27 protein-coding genes and 1 riboswitch are annotated in these 24879 nt (G+C 40.4%); of the genes, 7 read left to right on the top strand and 20 right to left on the bottom strand.

Features of this window, described 5'->3' with window-relative positions; all coding sequences use genetic code 11:
• Positions 1 to 13: 13 nt before the first annotated feature.
• From BMZ58_RS16965 to BMZ58_RS16945, 5 genes are all read right to left on the bottom strand, one after another.
• The gene (locus BMZ58_RS16965) at positions 14 to 388 is read right to left on the bottom strand and encodes a GtrA family protein (protein ID WP_208601435.1); all 375 of its coding nucleotides are present in this window, start codon (positions 386 to 388) and stop codon (positions 14 to 16) included.
• On the bottom strand, positions 369 to 1325 hold the full coding sequence (locus tag BMZ58_RS16960) for a glycosyltransferase family 2 protein (protein WP_075037753.1): 957 nt from the start codon (positions 1323 to 1325) through the stop codon (positions 369 to 371). Before BMZ58_RS16960 ends, BMZ58_RS16965 begins: the two co-directional genes overlap by 20 nt.
• Positions 1326 to 1548: 223 nt before the next feature.
• Positions 1549 to 1971 (bottom strand): cytidine deaminase, encoded by a 423-nt coding sequence (locus BMZ58_RS16955; RefSeq protein WP_075037752.1) that lies wholly within the window; start codon positions 1969 to 1971, stop codon positions 1549 to 1551.
• A 415-nt stretch (positions 1972 to 2386) separates the two neighbouring features.
• Positions 2387 to 3817 (bottom strand): DUF2254 domain-containing protein, encoded by a 1431-nt coding sequence (locus BMZ58_RS16950; RefSeq protein WP_075037751.1) that lies wholly within the window; start codon positions 3815 to 3817, stop codon positions 2387 to 2389.
• Positions 3818 to 4026: 209 nt separating this feature from the next.
• Entirely contained in the window at positions 4027 to 5646 is a 1620-nt protein-coding gene (locus BMZ58_RS16945; RefSeq protein ID WP_075037750.1) for an amidohydrolase, read from the bottom strand.
• 495 nt (positions 5647 to 6141) lie between these two features.
• Between BMZ58_RS16945 and BMZ58_RS16940 the strand changes: the two genes are divergently transcribed.
• From BMZ58_RS16940 to BMZ58_RS16925, 4 genes are read left to right on the top strand one after another with little or no spacing between them, the layout of a single operon-like run.
• Positions 6142 to 7896 carry an alkaline phosphatase D family protein gene (locus tag BMZ58_RS16940; protein ID WP_075037749.1) on the top strand — a complete coding sequence of 585 codons (1755 nt, stop codon included), beginning with the start codon at positions 6142 to 6144 and terminating at the stop codon, positions 7894 to 7896.
• Positions 7897 to 7926: 30 nt separating this feature from the next.
• Positions 7927 to 8661, top strand: coding sequence for a twin-arginine translocase subunit TatC (tatC, locus tag BMZ58_RS16935; RefSeq protein ID WP_075037748.1), 735 nt, complete (start codon positions 7927 to 7929; stop codon positions 8659 to 8661).
• 37 nt (positions 8662 to 8698) lie between these two features.
• Positions 8699 to 10132: an alkaline phosphatase PhoX gene (locus BMZ58_RS16930; protein WP_075037747.1), complete on the top strand. Its 1434-nt coding sequence runs from the start codon at positions 8699 to 8701 to the stop codon at positions 10130 to 10132.
• 25 nt (positions 10133 to 10157) lie between these two features.
• Complete coding sequence (locus BMZ58_RS16925; RefSeq protein ID WP_075037746.1) at positions 10158 to 10391, top strand: twin-arginine translocase TatA/TatE family subunit; 234 nt, start codon at positions 10158 to 10160, stop codon at positions 10389 to 10391.
• Positions 10392 to 10524: 133 nt separating this feature from the next.
• Here the strand turns inward: BMZ58_RS16925 and alsE are convergent, their stop codons facing one another.
• The 6 genes from alsE to BMZ58_RS16895 all read right to left on the bottom strand — a co-directional run bounded on the left by alsE (position 10525) and on the right by BMZ58_RS16895 (position 15422).
• Complete coding sequence (gene alsE, locus BMZ58_RS16920) at positions 10525 to 11220, bottom strand: D-allulose 6-phosphate 3-epimerase (protein ID WP_075037745.1); 696 nt, start codon at positions 11218 to 11220, stop codon at positions 10525 to 10527.
• 158 nt (positions 11221 to 11378) lie between these two features.
• A complete protein-coding gene (locus tag BMZ58_RS16915) occupies positions 11379 to 12488 on the bottom strand; it encodes a PTS fructose transporter subunit IIC (protein ID WP_075037744.1) in 1110 nt (369 codons plus the stop codon).
• A 201-nt stretch (positions 12489 to 12689) separates the two neighbouring features.
• Complete coding sequence (locus BMZ58_RS16910) at positions 12690 to 13142, bottom strand: fructose PTS transporter subunit IIA (protein WP_075037743.1); 453 nt, start codon at positions 13140 to 13142, stop codon at positions 12690 to 12692.
• Positions 13143 to 13169: 27 nt separating this feature from the next.
• Positions 13170 to 13493: a PTS fructose transporter subunit IIB gene (locus BMZ58_RS16905; protein ID WP_075037742.1), complete on the bottom strand. Its 324-nt coding sequence runs from the start codon at positions 13491 to 13493 to the stop codon at positions 13170 to 13172.
• Positions 13493 to 13939 carry a PTS sugar transporter subunit IIA gene (locus tag BMZ58_RS16900; protein ID WP_075037741.1) on the bottom strand — a complete coding sequence of 149 codons (447 nt, stop codon included), beginning with the start codon at positions 13937 to 13939 and terminating at the stop codon, positions 13493 to 13495. Before BMZ58_RS16900 ends, BMZ58_RS16905 begins: the two co-directional genes overlap by 1 nt.
• Positions 13929 to 15422, bottom strand: coding sequence for a BglG family transcription antiterminator (locus tag BMZ58_RS16895; protein WP_075037740.1), 1494 nt, complete (start codon positions 15420 to 15422; stop codon positions 13929 to 13931). Before BMZ58_RS16895 ends, BMZ58_RS16900 begins: the two co-directional genes overlap by 11 nt.
• A gap of 513 nt (positions 15423 to 15935) precedes the next feature.
• Between BMZ58_RS16895 and BMZ58_RS16890 the strand changes: the two genes are divergently transcribed.
• Entirely contained in the window at positions 15936 to 16841 is a 906-nt protein-coding gene (locus BMZ58_RS16890) for an EamA family transporter (protein WP_075037739.1), read from the top strand.
• 98 nt (positions 16842 to 16939) lie between these two features.
• On the opposite strand, the gene BMZ58_RS16885 is transcribed toward BMZ58_RS16890, so the two are convergent.
• The 4 genes from BMZ58_RS16885 to BMZ58_RS16870 all read right to left on the bottom strand — a co-directional run bounded on the left by BMZ58_RS16885 (position 16940) and on the right by BMZ58_RS16870 (position 19160).
• Positions 16940 to 17119, bottom strand: coding sequence for a hypothetical protein (locus tag BMZ58_RS16885; protein ID WP_208601434.1), 180 nt, complete (start codon positions 17117 to 17119; stop codon positions 16940 to 16942).
• Positions 17120 to 17410: 291 nt separating this feature from the next.
• Positions 17411 to 17989, bottom strand: a complete 579-nt coding sequence (locus BMZ58_RS16880) for a GNAT family N-acetyltransferase (protein WP_075037737.1) — start codon at positions 17987 to 17989, stop codon at positions 17411 to 17413.
• A gap of 114 nt (positions 17990 to 18103) precedes the next feature.
• Positions 18104 to 18415 carry a hypothetical protein gene (locus tag BMZ58_RS16875; protein WP_075037736.1) on the bottom strand — a complete coding sequence of 104 codons (312 nt, stop codon included), beginning with the start codon at positions 18413 to 18415 and terminating at the stop codon, positions 18104 to 18106.
• Positions 18416 to 18485: 70 nt separating this feature from the next.
• Positions 18486 to 19160, bottom strand: coding sequence for a hypothetical protein (locus BMZ58_RS16870; protein ID WP_075037735.1), 675 nt, complete (start codon positions 19158 to 19160; stop codon positions 18486 to 18488).
• Positions 19161 to 19860: 700 nt separating this feature from the next.
• Here BMZ58_RS16870 and BMZ58_RS16860 point away from each other — a divergent pair.
• Both BMZ58_RS16860 and BMZ58_RS21480 read left to right on the top strand, forming a co-directional pair.
• Positions 19861 to 20706 (top strand): protein-glutamine gamma-glutamyltransferase, encoded by an 846-nt coding sequence (locus BMZ58_RS16860; protein ID WP_075037733.1) that lies wholly within the window; start codon positions 19861 to 19863, stop codon positions 20704 to 20706.
• Positions 20707 to 20822: 116 nt separating this feature from the next.
• Entirely contained in the window at positions 20823 to 21011 is a 189-nt protein-coding gene (locus BMZ58_RS21480) for a YjcZ family sporulation protein (RefSeq protein WP_075037732.1), read from the top strand.
• A gap of 296 nt (positions 21012 to 21307) precedes the next feature.
• Here the strand turns inward: BMZ58_RS21480 and BMZ58_RS16850 are convergent, their stop codons facing one another.
• The 5 genes from BMZ58_RS16850 to BMZ58_RS16835 all read right to left on the bottom strand — a co-directional run bounded on the left by BMZ58_RS16850 (position 21308) and on the right by BMZ58_RS16835 (position 24849).
• Positions 21308 to 22867 carry a sodium:solute symporter family protein gene (locus BMZ58_RS16850; RefSeq protein WP_075037731.1) on the bottom strand — a complete coding sequence of 520 codons (1560 nt, stop codon included), beginning with the start codon at positions 22865 to 22867 and terminating at the stop codon, positions 21308 to 21310.
• 86 nt (positions 22868 to 22953) lie between these two features.
• Entirely contained in the window at positions 22954 to 23172 is a 219-nt protein-coding gene (locus BMZ58_RS21230; protein WP_208601433.1) for a hypothetical protein, read from the bottom strand.
• 4 nt (positions 23173 to 23176) lie between these two features.
• Positions 23177 to 23285, bottom strand: a riboswitch (SAM riboswitch).
• 250 nt (positions 23286 to 23535) lie between these two features.
• Complete coding sequence (gene fosB, locus BMZ58_RS16845) at positions 23536 to 23958, bottom strand: metallothiol transferase FosB (protein ID WP_075037730.1); 423 nt, start codon at positions 23956 to 23958, stop codon at positions 23536 to 23538.
• Between the two features lie 84 nt (positions 23959 to 24042).
• Positions 24043 to 24348: a DUF5316 family protein gene (locus BMZ58_RS16840; RefSeq protein ID WP_139207368.1), complete on the bottom strand. Its 306-nt coding sequence runs from the start codon at positions 24346 to 24348 to the stop codon at positions 24043 to 24045.
• 234 nt (positions 24349 to 24582) lie between these two features.
• The gene (locus BMZ58_RS16835; protein WP_075037728.1) at positions 24583 to 24849 is read right to left on the bottom strand and encodes a hypothetical protein; all 267 of its coding nucleotides are present in this window, start codon (positions 24847 to 24849) and stop codon (positions 24583 to 24585) included.
• Positions 24850 to 24879: the final 30 nt, after the last annotated feature.

Below are 24879 nucleotides of genomic sequence, written 5' to 3'. Positions count from 1 at the left end.
GATTATTCACGCCTTACCTCTTCAAAATTTTACTAGTAACAAAAAAGGTGATCGGTACAGTGAAAACGACTGCAGCTAGTGGAGCAATATTGCCATTCCAATGCAATAGGTCGACGAACAGGTAGATTAAAAGGGAAGAAACCGACATATTGACAACTTGAGTGAATGGGAACATAAGGAATTTTCCCAACGTGGGCTTTACCTTATAAGTGAAATAGACATTCAGGAAAAAGGAAATGACCATGCTGATGAAAAAGGCAAGAATGTGGGAGAGAAGATAATACCACCCCAGCAAATTATAAAAAAGAACATAAAAAAAATAATAATTCGCTGTATTCAATCCGCCTACAATGACGAACCGGGTGAATTCATTGTTCCACTTTCTCATAGGAATCCCTTTCTACATTACTTTCCTGCACAAGATAGTGCGGCCGTTTCTTTGTTTCCATATAGATTCTTCCGACATATTCACCAATCACCCCGAGACTTACCAGTTGTACACCTCCAAGGAACAAGACAGAAGATATGATCGTGAAGTAGCCAGGCTCTCCCACTCCTCTCATTAGTGTCATCACGAAAATGAACGAGATGTAAAGGAGACTGAGGGCCATGATTACCAAACCCGTATACATCACGAAGCGGAGCGGCCGCTGGTTAAAGGAGACGATTCCTTCGATCCCATATTCCAGTAGCTGCTTCATCGACCATTGGGAATGGCCATTCTGCCGTTCGACATTGTCATAATGGACTGTCTTCTGCTCGAACCCTATCCAGGAAAACAATCCCTTGGAAAACCGGTTTCCCTCACTCATTGTCAAGATAGCCTCCAAAGCCCGTCTTCCCAAGAGGCGGAAATCTCCTTCCCCATCATGCAAGTCCACCTGAATGAGGCGATTGACAGCTTTATAGTATACGGAGGAAAGAAAGGATCGGGATTTAGCCTCCCCTTCCCGGTTTCGCTTGGCCACCACTTGTTGATAGCCTTCCTTGTAACCCTCCAGTAAATCAGGGATCAATTCAGGAGGATGCTGCAAATCAGCATCCATAATAATCACTGCATCACCTCTGGCGTGCTGAAGCCCCGCGAACAGAGCAGACTCTTTACCGAAATTGCGGCTGAAAGACACATACTTCACTTCTGGATATATATCTACCAATGTGTGGATATTATTCAGTGTATCATCACTGCTTCCATCGTTTACAAACACCACTTCCCAAGAACAGGAAAGCATTGCAAATTCTTTTTGCAGTGCTTCATGTAACAGCCCAATATTTTTGCCTTCATTAAAAGCAGGAATGACCACTGAAACCAATAAATTATTCATACTGCACCTCCGTGCAAGCGTCTTTACTATAACCTGATATCCCCATACCCTTCCGGAAAGAGATCGAAACTAAAAGCTCGGTGCAAGACCTCGTGCCGTTAATATGGTAACAGACAGAGGGTCAGGCACCGAAAAGGGCAATAAAAGGGACAAATCCACTTTTCCAGATTTGCCCCTTTATCCGAAAATTCACCCTAAGATATAGTAACCTCTTTCCCCACAACTAGTCGAATAACTCTTCGTTTTTGTAGGAATAAGACCAATGGTATGGCTGGACTTCATCCAATGTCTTAAAAATCAATGAACCATCCCCATGTAAGGAGGATATTCCAACCTTTACGTCTCCTCCCCAGTAAAACAGCCTCTCCTGACAAACCCCGCAAGGAGATAATATTTTAAATGGGTCATTTTCATCCTCTCTCACCACACAAATGGAATATGTAATTCGTGTATTTAGTTTATGGGCTTCCAGGATAGCACCTGTTTCTATACATAACTCTGTCGAAGCATTTATTACCTCTGGTGCAACACTTGTCAAGATATGACCATCACTTGTATGCATGGCTGCTGCCCCACCCCACCCATCAGGGTACCTTTCCTCTATAAGTTCCGTTGCTGCTTGATATAATTTCTGCTCGATATCCATCTCAATCACTCCTTTCGTTTTTTAAAAAAAGTCGATGATCTTCTAAAAGAAAATTACCATCGATTGTTGAAGATTTGAATCTAAGACAACTATCCCCACCATCTAACCCTTAAGCGGAAACTTAGAACCCCTTTCTGCAGTACTGACTATGGTCATTTGGTTAAAAGAACTTTTTGGATCATTTCAGTGGTTGGGGATGGCTTGTATCATCGGTATGACTCTATTACTAGCTTTTAATAAAAATGCATCCTGAATCGGTGCCTGCCCCTGATCTGCTAAAAGGCAAGCGCAGCGGGGATCAGGCACTGATATGGTAAAGTAAAAAAACAGGAGGCATGGGAAGATATAGATCTTACTATAAAAAAGAGACAGCATTAGTCCCACTTCAACAGAAAGATCCAGAGAGTGGAACTGTTTACTTTGTCTCACCTTTCGGATAAGCTACTGTTTTCGCCTCTTCTAATTCATCTTTATCAGAAATCTGGGATAACGTTTTTTCAACTAAATTATAGTAACCTGCTTTATTATCCGTGATAGAAGCAATTTCCCATAAGATATGATAAAACTGTTTACGATCCAAATCATGCAAATACTCCTGTTCAAAACCTTTTACCGTATAAACAACAAACTCCCAAACAGGATCATAATCTCTTTCACACACACCTTGTGCAATCGCATGGAGAACATTCAATATATCCATAGTTATCACAATATTCTTCCTCGAATAATGTCGGATAGAAGCAAAGCTGACATACAAATAATCCTCGAACTTTAAACTCTTTAATATAACTCTCAAATTATTCTGTTTATCTGCCAAGTAGGGAGTAAAGTGCGAATTCTGTGATATATTTATCAACAAGTCTCCAAGTTGGTAGATTGTACCAGACGCTGTTTTAGGATCATGGTTACCTAAAGCTCGTATGGCAATTTCCACAAATTTATTCAGACTGAATTCGATATCCTGAATTTCTGTTTGCCCTTTTCCAAAGTGAAACATACTCTTGTATTTTTCGATATCCACATTTCCACTTGATGAGTTGTTCTTCCAGTAGGTGAATAATGGGGTTGAATAATAAACGAAATTCCCCACTTTGTATTCTAACCTTAAGACTATGCCGTCCTTTTGTGCTTCCTCAAGAAGACCAATAAAATTAACCTTTTGCAAATATCCGGAACTTTGTATTCTCACCTGGTAACCTTCAGATTCTGGAAGATCCTCTTTCACTGCACTTTCGTTTTCGACGCGGTAAGGATTCAATTCTTTAATCAAAGAATCATCCATAATATTGATCGATTCTGTTTTCATATCTAATGTCATGTTTGTTATTTGTAACCATGTGATTATATGGTTGATGAAGACCACAAAAGCTCCGAGTGAAGTCACAGCTAGAAAAGTTGCAGAAGTAGGGATAAAGAAGTAACTTGCTTCTTTATTGAGAAATAGTAAGCTCAGTAGTACAAATAAGAAACTTCCAATAAAAATTCCTAAGGTGTGCTGTGTCTTCCTGGTAATCATAAAGTTCTTCAATATACGAGGGGAAAACTGACCGGAAAAGGTAGTAAGGGCAGTCAACACCCCGTAAAAAGTGAAAGAAGTCAGGGAAAGAAGCCCTGCCGTCAATGTAGCTAAGATATTGCGGGTTAAATCGTAACTTGGGTCCAAAAATGAAGGAACCACAGAGCCGAAATCCATCCAAAGATCTGCCCATGACGTGCAAAGAAATAGGGTGAAAGCCAATATTGAATAAATAAGGGGCGTCATCCAAAGGTTTGAAAACTTATAAATCCATCTTTCTCTTTTGGACATGCTGTAATATTTTTTTATTTCTTGTGTTATTGCTCCCATTATTACATTCCTCCCTATTGCGCATTCCTTAAATTAAATCAGGTAACTATGATACTTAGGCAAATTAAAGTTAGGGATTAAAATTATTCTAATTAAAAGGAAGATGGAATAGGAAGCGACTCTAAGACAGAAGGTATTTACATGGCTTTTCCTACGGTTCCCAATGCCAAGCTCCCAAAAAGATTATTATTTTTATTTTCTGTAATTCTCTATCTGGTTCCTTTTTGCTCCTTTGCATACACCTTTTCTCCCTGGCTCCATGTTTCCACCACTTCTAAATCCTTAATATCAAAAGCATTTATCTCTTTAGGATGATTGGAAAGCAAAATAAAGTCCGCTAAGAACCCTTCCTGTACTTTCCCTTTCACTTCTTCTCGGAATTCCAGTTGTGCTGGGATTACAGTATAAGCGTTATAAATGGTGTCGATACTGACTTTTTCTTCTGGCATCCATCCCCCAGATGGGTTGCCTTCCTTGTCTGTTCGATTTACTGCAGCAAACATTTCAACCATTGGAGACAACGGACCAATTGGACAATCGGAACTGCACGTATATGGAATCTCTTTTTGATTGACCGTGTTCCAAATATTGCAATAATTCACCCGATCTTCTCCCACCCATTTCGCTGTTTCTTTATATTCACTCATCATAAAGCCCGGTTGTATCTCTAAATATGGCTTAATTTCCGCCATCCTTTCGAGTAGATCCGGACCAAGAACCTGTGCATGGATGATTCGGTGACGCATATGTGTCTCGCCCACCTGTTCAATAGCATGAAGGGCTGCTTCTACTGCCCCATCCCCTATTGCATGCATCGTTACCTGAAGATCATTTTCATCTGCCAACTGTAAAATATCGTTCAATTCACTTTGAGAATAATTTAGGACGCCATACTTTTCAGGAGCATCTGTATATGGTTTCCTTAACGCACTTGTATGGAGACGCTGGGTCCCATCAAGAAATATCTTAATCGCTCCCACTTTCACCCGATGTGTTCCATCTCCGGTTCGCATATTTGATTCCTCAATAAAATTTTTCACATCTTCTATGCTGAAAATATAATGATGAAGGTGGACATCTATCGGCAGTTTTCCCTCTTTCTCGAGTTCTGTATAGGCATTCCATAAAGTCTGATATGAACCCACATAGTTTAAATCGTCGGTGTGAACGGAAGTGATCCCATGTTTCAGTAAATCCTGCACCCCATCTTCAACCGCTTCTTTCACTTCGACCTTTGATTTTTGCCTGAAGTGGAATTTAATGAAATGTACAACCGTATCCTTAAACCTTCCCGTCCAATTCCCTTCTTCATCTGTTTCGATGAACTCAGAAGGAAATCCACTTAAATCATCTTTCTCTTCAATGATTTTCATTGCTTCCTCATTCACGATACACTCGTGACCATCTTCATGGAGGAAGAACACCGGATTTTGATAATCCAGCTCTTCTAAATCTCTCGCATCCAGCATGTGGTCCAAATCTTCCAGCTGGGAATCATCTAATCCTCTTCCAACTATCCATTCATTCTCCTCCATTTTTTCATGATTGTATTTCTCCTTGACCAGCTTTTTCATTTCTTCCCAGGACGTAACTTCTCTAAAATCCAATTCCTTATCCATCAACCCAAACCTAAGTAAATGAAGATGGGAGTCATTAAATGAAGGAGCCAGTGTATTACCTTCTCCGTTAATTACTTCCGTGTGATTAGTTTCATCATAGAGACCTTTCTTAATTTCTTTGAACCTGCCATTTTCTATGACAGCATGATAAAGCCCATCGTCATGCTCGCTAAATGGTTTGTATAACCGGACATTATTCATTACCTTCATCTCTTTTTCCTCCTTATCATTCTATTCTGTTAACCATTTCCCCTTACCTAGTGGCATAAACGTAAACAGTAAAGTAATGAACACCAGAAGAAATAAAGGATAGGAACTTTAACCAATACCGTGCCTCTTTTTTATAGAAAAAAGAAAACCTTCTCCCAGCTACTTTGCATCCATCTACTTTCACCTGTTTCCTATCACCTTTTATAGGAATCGGGGTCAGACACCGAAATTAAGTTATAATCCAATATTTATTTATGAAGTTTTCATTTTCCAAATGTTAAAAAAAATGAGTCTCACCGACTGCTGAAAAATGGTGGAATCCGCAATAATATGTCCTATTTTTTTACTGTTAAGCCAATAAACATTCTTTTTTCCTAGTCATTTCCACCCCTATCTTCTATTCTCCGATTTACATCTATTTACAATAAATTAAAAGAGTCTCTCTATAATGAGGGATGTTTCATTTGATAAAGATCCAGAAAGGAGCATCCTTCCATGACAAAAGAAAAAGCATTGCAAGATTGGATTCAGAAACTCGATGAAGAAACCTTACATAAAGGTGTCGACCGGAGAGGGTTTCTTCAAGGTGCAGGTAAAATCGCCGGCCTTTCTTTAGGCTTGGCCATCACTCAATCGATGGACGGACTGGCTGTTCATGCGGATGAAGTCGAATTCCACAACTATCCGTTTTCCCTCGGGGTCGCTTCTGGAGACCCGCTTTCAGACAGCGTAGTGCTTTGGACGCGTCTGGCGACTGACCCACTGAATGGCGGTGGCATGGCGGACCGGAAGATCGCTGTTAAATGGGAAATAGCCAAAGATCAACACTTCCGCCACATCGTCCAGCGCGGGACGGAAAAGGCAAGCCCGTCCCTCGCCCATTCGGTTCATGCAGAAGTTTGGAATCTTGAAGCCAATACAGAGTATTACTACCGCTTCAAAGTCGGAAAAGATTTCAGCCCGATCGGGAAAACGAAAACGCTCCCTCATCCGGATGCGGAAGTTTCAAGTTTAGCTTTTGCTTTTGCTTCCTGCCAGCAGTATGAGCATGGCTACTATACTGCTTATAAACACATGGCCAATGAAGATCTTGATCTTGTTTTTCATCTAGGGGATTACATTTATGAATACGGCCCCGATGAGTACGTAGCGAGTACAGGTAACGTACGGACGCACAAGGGACCAGAAATCCAAACTCTGGAAGACTATCGTAACCGACATGCCCAATACCGCACGGATCAGGATTTGCAATCGGCCCATGCGGCATTTCCCTGGGTTGTTACATGGGATGACCACGAAGTAGAGAACAACTATGCAGACCGAATCCCTGAAAAAGGACAATCCGTTGAGGAGTTTGTCAAACGCCGGGTGGCCGCTTATCAAGCCTATTATGAACACATGCCTTTAAGGCAATCCTCCATGCCTCATGGAGCAGACATGCAGTTGTATCGTCAGTTTTCCTATGGAAATTTAGCTAATTTCTTAGTTTTGGACACACGCCAATATCGTTCGGACCAGGCGAATGGAGATAAGAGCTCGCCACAAACGGAAGAATCTCTATCCCCAGAGCGCACTCTATTGGGGGAGGAACAGGAAAAATGGCTGTACGACCACCTTGAACGTTCGAACTCATCCTGGAATGTACTCGCCCAGCAAATTTTCTTCGCCAAAAGAAATTATGGACCTAGTCCGGACCAGCCATTGTACAGCATGGACAGTTGGGATGGATACACACCTGCAAGAGAACGGGTCATTGATTTTATCCGTAATAAAAACCAAAATAACTTAATCGTATTGACAGGGGATGTACATGCCAACTGGGGATCCAATCTCCTTGCAGATTTTGATGAACTGACTTCTCAGGTACTGGGAGCTGAGTTTGTTGGAACGTCGATCACTTCAGGTGGAAACGGATCGGATAAACGCGCCGACACTGATCGCATCCTTGCCATGAATAATCATATTAAATTTTTCAATGATTACAGAGGATATGTCCGGTGTCATGTCACTCCCACCCAGTGGAAGACTGATTATCGAGTGGTTCCTTATGTAACCCAACCGGGAGCTGATATTTCCACACGAGCCTCTCTTGTCTATGAAAAAGATGCAGAAGGATTGAAAGAAGTAGCGGCAACCGTTATCCCCCAAGGGAGACAAAAATCTTCCGAGGTGGAAGAAGACCGTCATAAAGCTCACTCCCGAGCCCATGAGAAACAAGCCCAAAAAGGGAAAAAGAAACAACTCCACTAGCATGGTTCGCCGTCAAAGGAGGCTGATGAAATGGAAGATCGCCATGTGGAGATCATCGGTCATTTGGATGAACTGCGGGGACGTGCCATCAAAACGGCCCTCGCCTTTATCAGCTTTCTAATCGCGGGGCTCGCATTCGTCAAACCTATTTACGAGTGGCTGATCAGAGATTTAGAGATGAAGCTTGCAATTCTTGGGCCAAGTGACATTCTATGGGTCTATTTGATGATTGCTGCAGTATTTTCCTTAGCAGCAACCATCCCCGTCGCCGCCTATCAAATCTGGCGCTTCGTGTCACCAGGCTTGAGTCAAAAAGAAAGAACGATAACAATGCGGTTCATCCCGGCTTTATTCTTTTTGTTCCTTTTCGGAATTGCATTCGGGTATTTCTTACTGTTTCCGATTGTCCTTAACTTTTTGACTGCCCTGTCTGAAGGTCAATTCCAAATGATGTTCACAGCGGAAAAATACTTCCGCTTCCTATTGAATATGACCGTCCCTTTCGGTCTATTGTTTGAGATGCCTTTAGTTCTTGTATTCTTGACTGTACTCGGAATATTGAATCCAACCAATCTAAAAAAATCAAGGAAGATCTCTTATTTTCTTTTGATCGTGATTTCCGTATTGATTACACCACCAGATTTCCTTTCCGATGTACTCGTCATTGTTCCCTTACTCGTTTTATATGAAATCAGTGTCACCTGTTCCGTAATAGCGTATAAAAAGCGTCAGACATTACAGGACACTGATTCAAGTGTTGCGTAACCATCATTTTTCCGAACACCTGGAGGAGGTTGTAAGAATGAATAAAAATCCTATGAACCGAAGAGATTTCCTTAAAGCAAGCGGAATCAGCACTGCAGCTCTTGCCCTTAGCACTACTGGATTAATGTCATTTAGCGAAAGCAAAGCCTTTGCCGGCACAGCAGAAAACAATCATACAACAGGAGGTTATGGTCCCCTTGTCAAAGATCCAGGCGGCGTGATGGACCTCCCCCGCGGCTTTCAGTACCGCATCATTTCAGAAGAAGGCGGGAAACTTTCTGATGGCCGCCCGATCCCTGAGAAGTTCGATGGGATGGCTGCCTTTTCAGGGCCCGGCAATTCTACAGTCCTAGTAAGAAACCACGAATTGAGCGGGAACACCAAATACCCCGTCATCGGCAAAAACCCATATCGGAAGGAAGAGACGGGTGGTACGACATCCTTGGTGGTCGGTCCTGATCGTAAAGTTACCAAGGAATATGTCTCTTCATCCGGCACCATCCGAAACTGCGCAGGTGGCTCAACACCTTGGGGTACATGGCTTACTTGTGAAGAAACACTCGAAGAAGGGCATGGCTACGTGTTTGAAGTCGATCCGAAAGATCCTGAAAACAAAATTTCCAAAACTCCAATCCGGGATATGGGCGCTTTTTCCCATGAGGCGACAGCGATCGATCCCGCGACTGGCATCGTTTACCTGACAGAAGACGCTGGTCCGAGCTACCTGTACCGTTTCCTACCGAACGACCGCAGTCAAAGAATCGGTGCCTTGCAAAAAGGAGGTACACTGCAAGGTGCTGCCATCGAAGAATTGAGTACAGACGAAAGGAGTGAATTTTATACCGGACAAAAGTTCGGCATCGTTTGGAAAAATGTCGATCCTGAAAAGCCCACATTGGATGCTGGTAACAAAGGATGTATCGCCTTCAGCCGTTTGGAGGGAGCTTATTTTGAAGGCGGCGTTTTCTGGTTTGATGATACATCTGCCGGAGATAAAAACCTCGGCCGAGTCTACCGTTATATCCCGGCGTCCAATACTCTTGAATTATTCTATGAATCTACCTCTCAAAACGATTTGGAAATGCCGGATAACATTTGCATTACTCCATGGGGAGACTTATGGATTGCGGAAGATGGTGGTGGTGTCGACCGGGTGATCGGCATGACCCCTGAAGGAGAAACATATGTGTTTGCTGAAAACAAAGTGAACAGCTCAGAACTTGCAGGGCCTACGTTTTCTACCGATGGAAAAACCTTTTTCATCAACATCCAGTCTCCCGGTATGACATTTGCGATCTGGGGACCATTTGCAAGAAAGAATGCGAGGCGCAAGAGACTGATGGGACATGCCGCTCCCCCTGCCCCTTATGCACCGAAAGTGTCCGACAAGCTATCGGCCTTTGCGGAGGTTCAAGGGATGTCTGATTTAGAAGCAGCTGCGTTCGCACGTCACGGCATGCCAATCTTATAAAAAAGAGGAAAGAAGAGGTGAAGATATGTTATCGAATATAGGAATTCCAGGTTTGATACTTGTACTGGTGATCGCGTTGATCATTTTCGGACCATCCAAACTACCGGAAATCGGCCGCGCTTTTGGAAGCACATTAAAAGAATTCAAGAATGCCACTAGTGATTTGATGCATAGCAACGACCAGGAAAAGAGCCAGCCTGCTGAGCAAGACCAAAATCTGAAAGCGGAGGAAAAAGAAAAGCAGCATACAGGGAGTTAAAATCAGTCCCCCACTCAAATCGTCCCTGCCCTGTTAAAGCGGTAACGGAGCAGGGGTCAGGCACTTATTTCTTATTATTACCAAACCAAAGCCATGAGACATTGTCTCATGGCTTTAGTCACTCAGAAGTACATTAAGAGTATGAAATTACTTTCCCGGTCATTTCCTCGTAATCTTTATTCATGATCTCCCACGACTTTTCAATATCTTCCTCTAGACCGAACAAACCGCTGCGACCTACGATATAAATATCGGGACCTGCTGCATCAATCCTTTTAAATGATTTGCGATTGGAGGATCCGTCCATTTCAATGACGTATGGATACCCCTTTTCTTCTCGTAAATTTCTTAGGTCTACAATTTTATCCAATGTACTCTCGATAAAACGTTGCCCGGCGAACCCTGGATCAATTGTCATTATTGTAATTTTATCAACTAAATCAATATAAGGGAAAATCGTCTCAATAGGAGTTTCCGGATTTAAAACAACTCCTGCTTTTAACCCGGCGTCATGTATTTGATCGATCAACCGAAAAGCGAGGCCATCAAGTACCTCTGCATGCATGCAAATCCATTCGCATTTTATATCAATTAGTTTCTGGACCCATAAACTTGGATCCGTCACCATAAGATGAGCAGAAATAGGTAAGTCACTTATTTTTCTGACTTCTTCGATAAACCACGGAGATAAAGTAATATTGGGAACATAATGCCCATCCATAATATCTATATGATAAGAATCTACATGATTATTTAAAAAAGTAATCTGCTCTTTGAATTTATCTAAGTCCATTGTCATCAATGATGGGGAAAATTCTACTTTTCTCATAATTGTTTATTCTCCTTCTGTTTATTTCTGTCTTTCTGATTGTAAGTCGACATCACATCTATCAGCTCTAAATCGTTCATGAGATTAATGAGCTCTCCACTCCTCCATTTGCTGCTGTACCTCAGCAGGTTTTCATTTCATTGAACTCGCCATTGAACCTACATCACTTTAATATCATCTAAATCAATATCTTCTTCATCATCTTCATCATCTTCTGTAACCAAGCTGAGTTCCTCTTCAGACTTATGTTTCTTAATTAAAGCTAATGTAAATCCTGTTACAAGAATGTTCACTACTAGTGCTGCCACACCTGTCCATGGATTGGTCATCGTCGGTAACATTAATACGCCACCAAACGGTACAGTTGCATCCGCTCCAAGCACCATCGATACCGCTCCACCGGCAGCTCCACCAACAGCTGTTGCAATCAAACAACGGACGATATCATTCATTACGATTGGAATTACACCTTCTACAATGTTAATGAAGCCCATCGGTACAGCTGATTTCAATGCTTCCGTTTCTACCGGTGTATAGATATTCTTTCTGAACAGCTTTGCTATAAAGAAGGCTAAACCAAAACCGATCGGTGTCGCTGTATTTACTAACTGTAAAGCTGTGATTGGTCCATTGATACCTTCTGCCTGTAATGTCAACACAAAGGCAAACACCGTTTTGTTAATGGGGCCGCCATAGTCGATTCCACTTAATAGACCGACAACTCCACCGAACATTAACAAGGAAGAAGATCCTAAACTCTCTAATGCATTCGTTAATAATGAAGTAAAAGCAGCAATTGGAGCACCAATGATGTAGACCATGATTAAACCGCCAATTAAGGAAGTAAAAAATGGAATAACTAAAGTCGGCATGAGTCCTTTAGCCCATTTAGGGACTTTGAAGTATTTAATAAGAGATATAGCAAGATAACCGGATAAGAAACCTCCTAAAATTCCCCCAATGAAACCGGCACCGATTGCGTTAGCAGTTAAACCGATAATAAAACCTGGAGCTATCCCTGGTTTTCCTGCAATGGAGTAAGATATCCCTGTAGCTATAACGACAGGCAGTAAACCGAGTCCAGCGCCTCCCATTGTCGCTAAAACATCCCAGATAGAAAATTCACCTGGCACTAATTGATCCGTACTAGTACCGCCGAAGCCCATACCAATTGCAATTAAAAAACCGGCTCCGCAAACAATTGGAATTAAATAGGAAATCGCTGTCAATAAATGACCTTTAAGGTTTAATTCCTTAAGTTTATTCATTTTTCATCCCCCTACCCAGTTCTTATTTGTTGAATGAACAGCCATTGATCCAGCTGTTCATTCATTCATTGTTCCTTGTGGTGCTAGGCAATCCCGTTTGAATTATATAAATTTTCAATCATTTAAAAATATATGGCTGTGAGCCCTCAATAGTCTATACTGCGCATAACGCTATATTTTTCAGTGTTTTTTGCAATCCTGCTAATTACAAAAAGCTTTTTTTACGTCTTCCGTTTTTTCTGACTGTAACAATTTCTCTATCACTTCATCATTGCCTAACTTTCTTGCAAATAAGGATAATAATTTCAGATGGTTTTGCGCCCCTTCATTGTCATTACCGACAGCAAAAAGAATAATACCTTTGACTCCATTGCCATCCAGGGATTCCCATGGGATTTCGCTCTTATTTATCCCAATTGCAACTCCTATTTCTTTCACGAAATTACTTTTACCATGAGGGATAGCAATGTAATTTCCTATGCCTGTTTGTCCCTCCTCTTCCCTTGCATAAATATCCTTCATAAAACTTTTAACATCGGTGATATACTCATTTTCCAGAAGTAAATTCGCCAGCTCATTTAAAGCTTCATCTTTACTTTGGGCATCCATATTTGTTTTGATTGTATGATCATTCAAAATCTCACTTATCTCCATTGTTTGCACCTCGACATGGCTAGATTTTTATTGTGCCTGTTTCTGTTTCAGTACTTCTTCTGCTTTTTTGATCAGCTTATTAGGTGACTTCACCGCAACATCTGTTGGCACTTGGATGATACGCTTTCCTTCAAACCGTTCACGCCCTGCTATTTTCACATCCGCTGCCAGGATAACAATGTCGGCTTCCTGGATTTGCTGAGAAGAAAGTTCATTCTCTGTCCCGATCGTCCCTTGTGTTTCTATGGCAATCTCGTGACCTGCTTTTTTCCCTGCATTTTCCATTTTTTCCTGGGCAATGTACGTATGTGCTATTCCTACCGTGCATGCTGCAACTCCAACTATTTTCATTATGATTCCTCCCGAATTTTGATTATTTCCTTGTGAAATTCTATTTCTTCTACATTTAATAATCGCTCCACATAATCTTCATCTGCTAAAGACCTTGTAAATCCAGCCATTTTTTTCTTTATTGCTTCTTCTTCACCCTTCTTAAGTAAAATAGCAATAATCATTCGAATGTCTTCTATAGTCTCATCCCAATGCATGGGCTTTGCTAACCGGAACAAAATTATTTGGCTTTCTATTACATGCTCACTTTCGATATGTGGCAGCAAAACATGTTCCGCTATTAAGGGACTTCCAGCTTTTTCCCGTTCGTTAAGTTGATGGATAATATCCTGTTTTTGTTGAAAAGAAGCATGGGCACAAGCGATTTCTGAGATAAAGTCATATACTTGCTCTTTTGTTTCTAAATCGCTGTCAAAATAAATTTGAAATAAAGAATTATCGTTCATGATAAATCTCCTCTATCTTTCTCTGAAGTCTCTTCTGATCATCAATGGTGAACATGGCGCTCACTAATAAATATGGGATCGATATATTGTCTTCGATGTGAACAGTGCTCAGGATTAATTCAATATTTGAGTATTTTTCTTTATATGCCTGCATATTCCGTGATGCTACTACGTCCACAATTTCTAACTCAGGGAACTTTTTTGATGCCTTTGCTTTCAAAAGTTCTGATGTTCCAATCCCTGTCGTACACATGATAAGTGTTTTGATAGGGTGCTGATGCTGGCTCGTTTCAATCATTTTTGCGAAGTAGAGTGTAATGAAGCCATTCTCATCATCATTGATTGCTGGTAGATTAAATTCTTCACTAATAAACTCAGATACGTTTTTCACGCTGGAAAATATCTCTTCATAAGTCACCTTGATTTGGCTTAACAAACTGTTTTTAACTCGAATGCTATGTTCTAATCTATTGAGCATCGGTTTAATGTGGTTGGCCAAATCGACAAAAATAGATTGATTGTCTATATTTATTCCTATTCTTGTGCTCATCCCATTAATGTAAGCTTTAGTCACCTGGATCACTCTTGAAGATAAGGTCGAAGTTGTATCAAGAGTTCCTTGCATCCTTGAGGACACTAAGTATTGATAAAGAAAATAAATCTCAATTTCTGGTAATGCATTATTTAAATATTTCTCTATATTATGGATGGTAGATTTAGCAACCTGATAGAAATCAAAGTCTTTTTTCATATTCTCCGTTTTTTCATTAGACACTTTATCTGTAAATATAAAAGCTGGATTTTTCCTCGAACGACTTAACAATATATACAAGTGGGAAAAGATGTTTACGTTATACGGATAAGGAATCGTTATATTTAAATCTTTTTCAATGTTTCTTAATTGATCCAATATAACCAAAACATCATACTTATTGAAATTAAGCTCTTGATTCGATTTCAAATCGTCAATATCGATGATGTTAAATATTTCTATTATTTCTTTGATTGCCTTCCTGATATTAACCTCTTCACCCAATATAGCCAGTGTTCGCTTTTTTCTCTCCAGAATTAAATTATGCTTTTTAAGCTCTTCGCTCATGAGCTGCTCGTCCTTAAAAATAACGGACTCCCCTACATAATAGTCATTGAATAAGTAATGGATATTCATAGGTTTAGGTGAGGATAACAATAATTCTTCCATGATTCTTTTACGTCTCTCATCAGGAGAAAAATCGTCTTCTTTGTATTTCTTATTGCTTTTTTGATAGTGAATAAATTTTTCGTAATCTAGTTTGTAACCCCGTCCTTTTTCAGAGACAATCAGTGAGTCATCTAGACTCTCATCGTTAATTTTCTTTATTAACCGGTATACTGTCTTTTTAGAAGTTTGGAGTATTTCTGCTAAATCCTCTGCTGTAACATAATCTTGATTTTTTGAAAGAAACAGTAGCAGCTTCTGTTCACGATTATCTTTGGAACTCACATCATCCCTCCTTGCTATTTCTATATTAACTCAGGTTTAAGAAAGCGCTTCCCTTATAAATGTCCGTTGCAACGGACATTTTTTTGATATTTTATACTATTTCTCTAAAGGGAACCAACAAAATCGGTGCCTGCCCCCCTCCCTCTGCAATAGAGGTTACGAAATAGGGGGCAGGCACCTGCATAAGTTCTATCACAGAGAGATACAACTAATATTCTTATTTAGTATATAGTAAAGCAACATTAATTGGCCTACTGATCTAAAAGTATTATTTTCCAATCGGTGCCTTACCCCCACTCTGTTAAAGCGGTAACGGAGCGGAAGATCTGGCACCGATTATGTCCACTCTTGCACACTATATGGTTATATGTAAAAATAAAAACGTACATAAACAGCCACATAACACAAAATTCCTGTATGGAACGTGGATTTTTGTAGAGGAAACTCTATTTTCGCCACACAATTGTCACTCGACAATTGTGTGGCTTTTTGTTTTTAGAAAGGAGAATGAGAATGAAGACTTGGCAATATGCATGGATCGTTTTTTTGGGCGGAGGATGTCTTGGAGTCCTATCTACTGTTGTAAAACTCGGGTACTCGGCAGGTTTTTCAGCAGCTGAAGTTACAGGGAGTCAGTTTTTATTTGGTGCAGCCCTTATATGGATGGTTGTTCTCTTTACAAAAAAGAAAAAAACAGAGCCTATTCAAGCTCTGAAGATTTCGTTATCCGGTATTCCTATGGGGATGACGGGAATCTTTTATTATAAGTCCTTACAAACACTAGATGTATCACTAGCTATTATTTTTCTATTCCAATTCATCTGGATCGGTACCTTGTTTGAATGGATGCTATATAAAAAGAAACCGACAAGGAACAAAGTCGTTTCCATAACGGTTCTATTAGTAGGATCTATTCTTGCTGTGGGAACTATAACCAATGGTATGGCGGTTATAACATGGCAGGGGGCCATTTGGGGAATGCTGGCTGCTTTTACCTTTTCAACTTTCCTATTTTTCAGTGGTACAGTCGGAAAGCATACCCCTCCTATCTTAAAGAGTGCGCTCATCTCCATAGGAAGTTTGTTCATCGCTTTTTTATTGTTTCCTCCTGTCTTCTTGTTCCATGGGCCTGCGTTCGCAGGGATCGCTCCTTATGGATTGCTTTTAGGGTTGTTCGGTGTAGCTTTACCACCTTTGTTATTTTCAATCGGAATGCCTCATGTGGGTACGGGATATGGAACGATTCTAGCAGCTTCTGAATTACCGGTTGCTATAATCCTATCCGCTCTGATATTGAAGGAAAGTGTTACGATTATCCAATGGTTTGGAGTCATCCTTATTTTAGGAGGGATTATCATTGGTAATCTCACCTTCGCCAGGCACAAAATAAGCAAGAAGACGGAAACGATGATTTCATGAGAAAATTTATGAACTCAAAAAAAGCCAATAGGTTTATTCGAAACTCCATCAAAAAAAGGGAGAAAATCAAATGTTTTTTCTCCCTTTTTCACGAACAGCTAAACATGGCTTTTCACATTTTCCAAGGCCATAAAATAATTGAGGACAAATTGCCTGACTTCCCATTCCTGCACTTCTTTGACCCCATCCGTAAAAGCTGATTCATGATAAGAAAAATTACCGAAGTGGGAGCGTTTGCCTGAAACCAAATCTGCCATCACTTTATTCGTCTTTTCCATGTAATGCATGCTCTTCACCCTTTCTATCACTAGGATAGACAGAATGATAGATTTCTATACGTATGAGGGACATACACCGTGACTTTTCTTAATAGGATTCCTTGATTATCGTTCCTTTAACTGCTCTGATTCTTTTAATTTTTCTTCTAGCTCATCAATTCTTTTCTCTAATCGTTTGAATTTCTCGGAAAAAATCCCTATAACTAATAGGAAAAGAAATACAAAAGCAACGAGTGCCTGGATAATGGCCCCCTCCTCTACAACGGACTTGAAAGCTGATAAAGCCCTATCTTACAAAACAAAGGATAACTTGGAAAACTCACTGGCTAATATCGAATACATTTGGGTATCTCGGAATTCTCCTTTGATCCATTCATTTTTCCTCAACGTTCCTTCATATCTCATCCCCAATTTTTTCATCACCTTTTGAGAACCTATATTATCTGTATCACATCTGCCTTCGATTCTATTACAATCCAGTTCATGAAACCCGTATGTAATAAGGTTCTTCAATGCTTCTGGAGCTATCCCTCTTCCCCAGTAATCCTCAGAAAGAAAATATCCGATTTCCAAACATTTATGTTTATTGCTCCAATCCAGAAAAGATACAATCCCAATGACCTTTCCTGTTTCTTTCCACTGTATCGCCCATTCTGCAGACTCTCCTTTGGCATAACCTGCAATGACAGACTGGAGGAATTCATTTGTCATTTCTTTTGAATCATTGACTTCCCATGTCATCGGATGTGCTACTTTCGGGTTCGAACAAAACGCGTATACATCGTCTAAGTCAGAAAGAGTCAATTTTCTCAGCACTAATCGTTCTGTTTCAAATACGGGGATATTCTTTAAATGTTTTTCAAAACCCATCGTTATCGCTCCAATTTCCCAACATTATTTAAGTATAGAAGGCATTCCGAGGATGGCTTTTCTCTCCACTTCATGCCAGTTATGATATTCTTTGAAGTGCAAATCAAATACGTTCTACACTGTTTTGCCCCGATAAACAATCAATGTTATAGCGTTCAATAGAATCGTAACGATCACGAGAACAGATGACACAGATGCAACCGCTCTCGTAGTGTCCATAAGGGCGCTCCAATCCTCAATCATTACCAGGTGGTAGGTATAAAAAATCTGGAGACAAAGGGAAATAGCACAAGCACTGATGCTCATGATCGAAAAAACTACCCATTTCCTATACTCAGGAATTTTATAGCGCAGCAGATAAACAATAGGAAGACTCCAGGCCATCACACCGAGCACAAGGCTGCCAATATTAAGCCAACCAGCCATACATACACCCTCCCCTCTCACACTAATAATCTACTTTTATAACCTAACGATGAATATTCCATTCATGCATTCACATTCCTTCTATATCTTTCGTCATGGAGTGGACAAACTGTACACATGTTTTATATTCTTCATATGCCAGACTGAAGGTATAAAAGGTCTCTTTCTCATAAATTTCTATTGCCACTAATTTTTCCCTCAATCTTTCTATTTGGTCATTAATAGACTCATCATCAATCAAATCATTGGCATCCTGTAAAATCACGGAAATTTGCTTAATGCTGGTCGCCAATTCATTATCCTTCAGCTCCATCAATCCTCTTAATTGGTCATCTGTAGGTGGATTTATATTAGGCTCTTCCTTTCCTGGAGGCAATACCCACTCCCCATTGGAATTGATGTATTTTTTCGCTTCTATAAGCAATCCGGCAGCCACTTGCTTGTGTCTTTCCTCTGGTATTTCTTCTGTTTTAATGCTTACACCCTCGGATCCTTCTAAATTGATTTCTTCAGCTTCCACTCCTGAAAAATACTCCTCGAAAGCTCCAGGGTCGATGATGCTTGCGGTACGACTGGAACTCTCGTCTTCCTGATCAGTAACTTCAGGTTCAGTTTCCTCCTGGTTGGTAGCTGCTGGTTCTGCTTCCTTTTGAGTATTCGGGGAACCGTCGTCTTTCGTATAAAAAATAGTCACAAGGAAAATAACACTGATCAAGGCGATTATGGACAAGTATAATTTGTGCATAAAATCCTCCTTATCATAAATCAATGTTTGACCTTCTTTCGTCTGTTAAAAAAAGCTGATAACCAGTAAGTAAGTTGTCAGAACTTTTCGACCTTAAACCAATTATTTCAAATTCCCACAGAATACTCAACATCATTTAATACAAATATAGTACCTGATCTCTAAACGTCTTTAAGGAATGAACTCTAACAACGAGCCTAATAGAATAAATCATTAAAGTCCGAATACTATTCCCAGGAGGAGACTTGAAACCATAGCAGAAATAATGAAAGCAGGGATAGAAAGTAAAAGCTTTTTCTTTGTGGAGAGGACGTCAAATCGCTTAAACAACCGAGTTAAAAGATAAAATATCAACCCTAGGATAGGTAAAAAAATGACACTGGCTATCACATCCACTCTATTAAATGGTGGACGGAGGTAGCTGTCGTAAAAGTAATTAACGATGATGGCGGAACCAAATAATAAACATTCATAAAAAAGAAACGTAAGATAAAGCAATGAAAGCCATACCTCCTTCCTTATAAAGGATCCTCTCTTTTCGACATGCGCCGATTTCCACCTCTCTCAAAAATGATCGTATACATTTACTCTCTTCTGCATTCCATAGGGAAGAAAAACTGTGGTAAATAACATGAAGCTAACTTCCCATGAATACGATAGATACCATAGCAGAGGTTTTACTTTGGAAAGGAGGAACCGAATGATCGAAGTAGCTGGTCGACCTTTTCAACCGAATGAATCATGGAAAACAACGCAAACCGAAACTCACATTATCCAAGCTCTGCAAGATGTTCCGAACATCTATTCTTTTTCATCCGAAAAGGAGCTTTTGTTTGAAATCAAAGCGAGACAAAATATCATCATTAGTGCCAAAGAGATGGAGAAAGGGAATTCAGCTTTTGCTACTTTCCGTGGGTCCCAATGCAACCGTGAATATTGGAATTTGACCAGGACAGGTGGATTCCTCTTGAGACGTCAAGTACGGCCGGCAGAGGCAGTTCTCGACATTTTCAAAAACAGTGCTCTCTATAAATTTGAATGTGCGACTGCTTGTATCATCAATTTTTACCATGGCCTATTATTGACGATGGGCAGCACGCCTTTTAACAGCTTTTTCCCTAACCTTTACTTATATAGCTGGCATGCAGACGATGACCTTGGGATGCATTCGTTTTATGCCAATCATTATATCCCCGGGGATGTCGTCTATTTCAATAACCCGGACGTCGATCCACAGACCCCCTGGTTTCGTGGGGTCAATGCCATAACGATGGGGGATGATCGCTTTTTCGGCCATGGTTTTCAAATCAGGACCGATGAAGAGATGGTTGAAGGACTGAACAAAAAAAGAAAAGCAGATAGTCAGCAATCGGCTTATTTGACAAGCTTGATTACAAGACCTTCTTACCGACCATTAGCAAGATTCTCTACTATTCCAGAAGCCAGGACTGTCCATAAAACAAACCCATTCCTCGTCCATCATAACAAGACATCAGTATCTCACAGACAGTATTTGTTCGAGCTCAGTTATACGCGGAAGCACTGAAAACTCCCGCTTTGTGTATTCGTGACACTTACCCATTTTTAAGGTTGACGGGCTCAACTTTGCGGTAGGCGAGTACTATATAGTGACGAACACACAAAAAGAAAGGAAGTTTTCAAATGGAAAATGTAAACTCACCTTATATGGGTGCAAATGTGAACGCGCCGTATATGGGGGCCAATATGCCTCACATGCCTGTCGCTGGTGCTCAAATGCATAGATGCCCTCCTCAGAAAAACAACTTTATATTGATTGTTGTGCTGTTTATCTTATTGATCATTGTCGGCGCCACCGTTTGTAAATGGTAAAGAGTATGGATAATGGTGAAATAGTAATAAAATGGCATTTCAAGAAATATGGGTCTACTAATTAGCTAATAACCTGACAGTTCTAAACTGAAACAGCGATAGTATCAGGTTAGAGACCCTACTTTCGCTCTGTCTCCAAACATCAAACCAGCCTCCGTTTTCTTTGGGGGCTGGTTTATGATTAGGAAGTGCATATGTTTTTCAATGAATTTCTCGTCATTTCCCTAATTGAATAGGAAGATACCGAAACTACTTTCAATCTATTCAATCTTCTCCTTGAAGTAGAACTCCCGTAACTAACCTATGTCAGAATGCTTATCCCTAACTTGAACTTCTTCTGGTGAGGTGCTTCTCATCTTTTCCAGCACCTGGTGAGTAGAATCACTGATTTCTGCCTCAAAATATGGCTCATAAGCTTCAAGTGGGGCTCTTTTCGTGAAATATACGGCTAGTAATACCCCTAATAATGAAGCAGCAACTGCGATTACAAATGGCATTTCATACCCCATAGCTTTTGCTGCCACATAAACGACGGAGCCGATGATGATCCCTGCATAGGCGCCTGCCCTGTTCATTCTCTTCCAATAAAGCCCCAAGAATACAACTAGGAAAAATGCCGCGCCGAAGCCTCCATACACATAGACAAAGCCCATAGCCAAGAACCATGGTGGATTAATAGCTAGTAGTACTGCAACAGTGGCAATCCCGAATATACTTAATCGAAGCCAGTTCTTGAACTTCTTTTCACTGATCCTTTTGGAAGATATATTCAAGTACACATCATAATAGAGGGAAGTAGCACAGTGCAGGAGCATCGAATTCGCAGTTGAAATAGCTGCTGCGCAAATAGCTACCAGCGTGATTCCCCCAATAATAGGGGGCGTGTACTCCTGAATCACTAACGGAATAATGTAATCTGTCGTTTTTCCTACAGGTATGCTAGGTACAAGAACTTTTGCCCCTAATCCGATAATGATCAGTGGACCCATAATAAAAATTAACACAAGGATGGTCCCCATGACCTGCAATATCGCAACTTTAACATTTTGAGGAGCTAACATCCTCGTAACCCAATGTGGGGAAGAAGGAGTTCCTAATGAATTTGAAATAAAAATAGAAAACAATGCTCCAAGACCAAATGTCCCTAAAGGAGACAGCAAAACCCCTTCCTCCAGAGGCGGCCCACCAACATTTGTCGGTGCAGTAGTTGTCGCAAGCGTTTCTAGTATATTTCCAATACCACCTGTTAACGACCATACAACACCACTCGCCAATAATACTCCAACAGTTATCAGAATAGTATTTAATGTATCTGTTGCCGCAACAGACCAAAAACCCCCCACACTTGTTATTAAAATAAATAATAAGAAGCCGAAAATTGCTATTTTATAATCAATACCAGTGATGCTTGAAAATACAATACCGAAGCCAGTCACCTGAATATTTACTAAAAGCAAATAACCAATAAACATTAATATACCAACGATCGCCTGCAATGTACTCTTGTTCTGAAATGGTTCAAACCGATGGCGGATGAATTCAGGGAAAGTCCTGGCAGGCTTCTCCGGTCGTCTTATTTTGTATGCAACAATAGGTATTAGAGCACCACCGAAACACCAACCTGCTACCCAGCCAATGACAGCCGATACGCCTGAACTATACAAATATCCAGGGACCCCGATGACAGAAGCTACACTAACCCATGTAGCTGCCGTTGTACCGATTCCCATCAGTAAACCCATTCTATGTCCACCAGTTGTATAATCATCGATAGATTCTGCTTTTTTAAGACTTTGGATATTAGCCCAAATTAGAAAAAGGATATAAAAAATAAATACAATCAAATACCATATCATCTGTCAATAACTTCCTTCCTAACTCTTATTTATACTTAAATAGCCGACCGGTGGCTCCCCACCGTTTAACACCTGACTTCTCGATTTTATAACAGAGAAATGTGCCTAACAGGAAGGAAAAAATCATGGTTCCCACCCACACCATCATCGATATCAACATTAGAATCCCCCTCTCCCGTTTGAATTTCCACTTCTATTCTTTGTGTTTTAATTAACTTTTTCACCAGCCCTTCTTTTACAAAAATAAAAAGCCCTTCACTCACGAAGAGAGAAGGGCCGCATGCAACAAGTCTTAGTGTTGCCAAACCTTCCTCATCTCCGGAATAGCTCTCGCCTTCCTCTGAAATTGGCACCGTACGTGGTTATGCCGGTTGCCGAGGCTTCATAGGGTCAGTCCCTCTACCTCTCTAGATAAGAAAATTTAAAATATTCAAATGTTAATAGATTTCATTCTATCATACAAAACTGTTCCGTCAATTCTTTTTAGGAAACAATTCTAATATCCAAACGATTAGGTTAGTTGGAACTGTAACCCTAATCGTCACTGCAAGTAAATAACTAACTGATTCCTATACTGACTAGTTACAGGACGTTATACTCCCTTAACCCGACAGATATCAAAATCAGGACGACTATTAATAGAGAGTACTCGTTATTTATAAAATCCTTCATCGATAAAACTTCATATGAGGTTTCGCCTCTTCATAGTAATCCAATCGATCATTTAACGTCCCTGTGTGAAGCTCAAACTTATGACCATCTGGATCCGTAAAATAAACGGAGCGCTTATCTCTTTCATCCCGCTCCCTGCCTGGTAAGATGTTGACATTATAATCCACCAGCCGCTGGTATGCTTCTTCAAAATCATTTTCCGCAACACTAAAAGCCGTATGGGTATAAGACTCAGAAATTTCGTTTCTCGGAATCTCTTTTTCTTCATTTAAAGCAAGCCACAATCCATTCAGGTCGAAATAAGCGGTCTTTCTGCCTTTCACCAATAACTCTGCACCTAATACATTCTGGTAAAAGGAGATGGATCGATCTAAGTCAGAAACAGAGAACAAAAAATGGTTGATTCCTTTGATATCCATATCTATCCCCCTTACATCCGTCCTGCATTTATAAAGGTTCCCGTCATCACCGAAACCTAATGTTTAAGGCTCCTCACAATAATTTCAATACCTGACCATCGTAACGATAAATAATACAACAATAAAACCCGCATTCGGAAGGCTCATAAATAACAATCCGGCCAGCCACCTGTTTTTCCTGTCCTTCCCTTCCTTAACCTCCGTGTAAGCATTGGCTCTACTCCTGTCTCCATCCACTAATGCTCCCGTCATGATACCTGCGATAAGCAAAGGAAGAAGAGCACTGATTGCCAGTACTTTCACTGCCAGTTCCCAGTCCTCAGTGAATAATCCATAGAACACGGACGAAACCATGATCAATAATCCGATTCCAAAACATTTAGCCTTCACTGCACCACCCCCATTCACTCCTGTTCCTTCCTCACTAAAGTATGTATCTTAAAACAGAATTTGAATCAGCTCTGCTTTCAGCTCCTCCCGAAAGAAGGGAGGGACTTGGATTTAATCAAAGGTTCTCTAACGGAAAGTCACAAAAATTTCTGTGCGGGTAAATGGGAGAGCAAGAACAAATACAAAAAGAGCATTGCACAGATAGGTACAACGCTTTTTAAATCATACTTATTATCAGGCTTCGTGACCCGTGTATTTAACATTTTTATAGTAACGCCCTAACGAGTTGGAGAGCCTTTGGGAAATGTTTTCAGCTTTCTCTAAAGACGTCTCGGTTTTTACCACGATGGTTTCGAAGCTCTTTTTTACATTCTTGTTAGGCCATACGTTTACAAACACATCAAAGAGCTCGTCATTTTCTTCATTTGTTTCTATATAGGATATCGTGATCGCATTTGCTCCTATGGCATCGATTCTATTTTTTATTTCATTAAAATCCATGTTCTCACCTCTACATTTAGTATACTGAAT

It is taken from the genome of Halobacillus dabanensis, from assembly GCF_900114165.1.
Taxonomy (GTDB): Bacteria; Bacillota; Bacilli; order Bacillales; family Halobacillaceae; genus Halobacillus; species Halobacillus dabanensis.
This window is presented reverse-complemented; position numbering and strand designations above follow the sequence as displayed.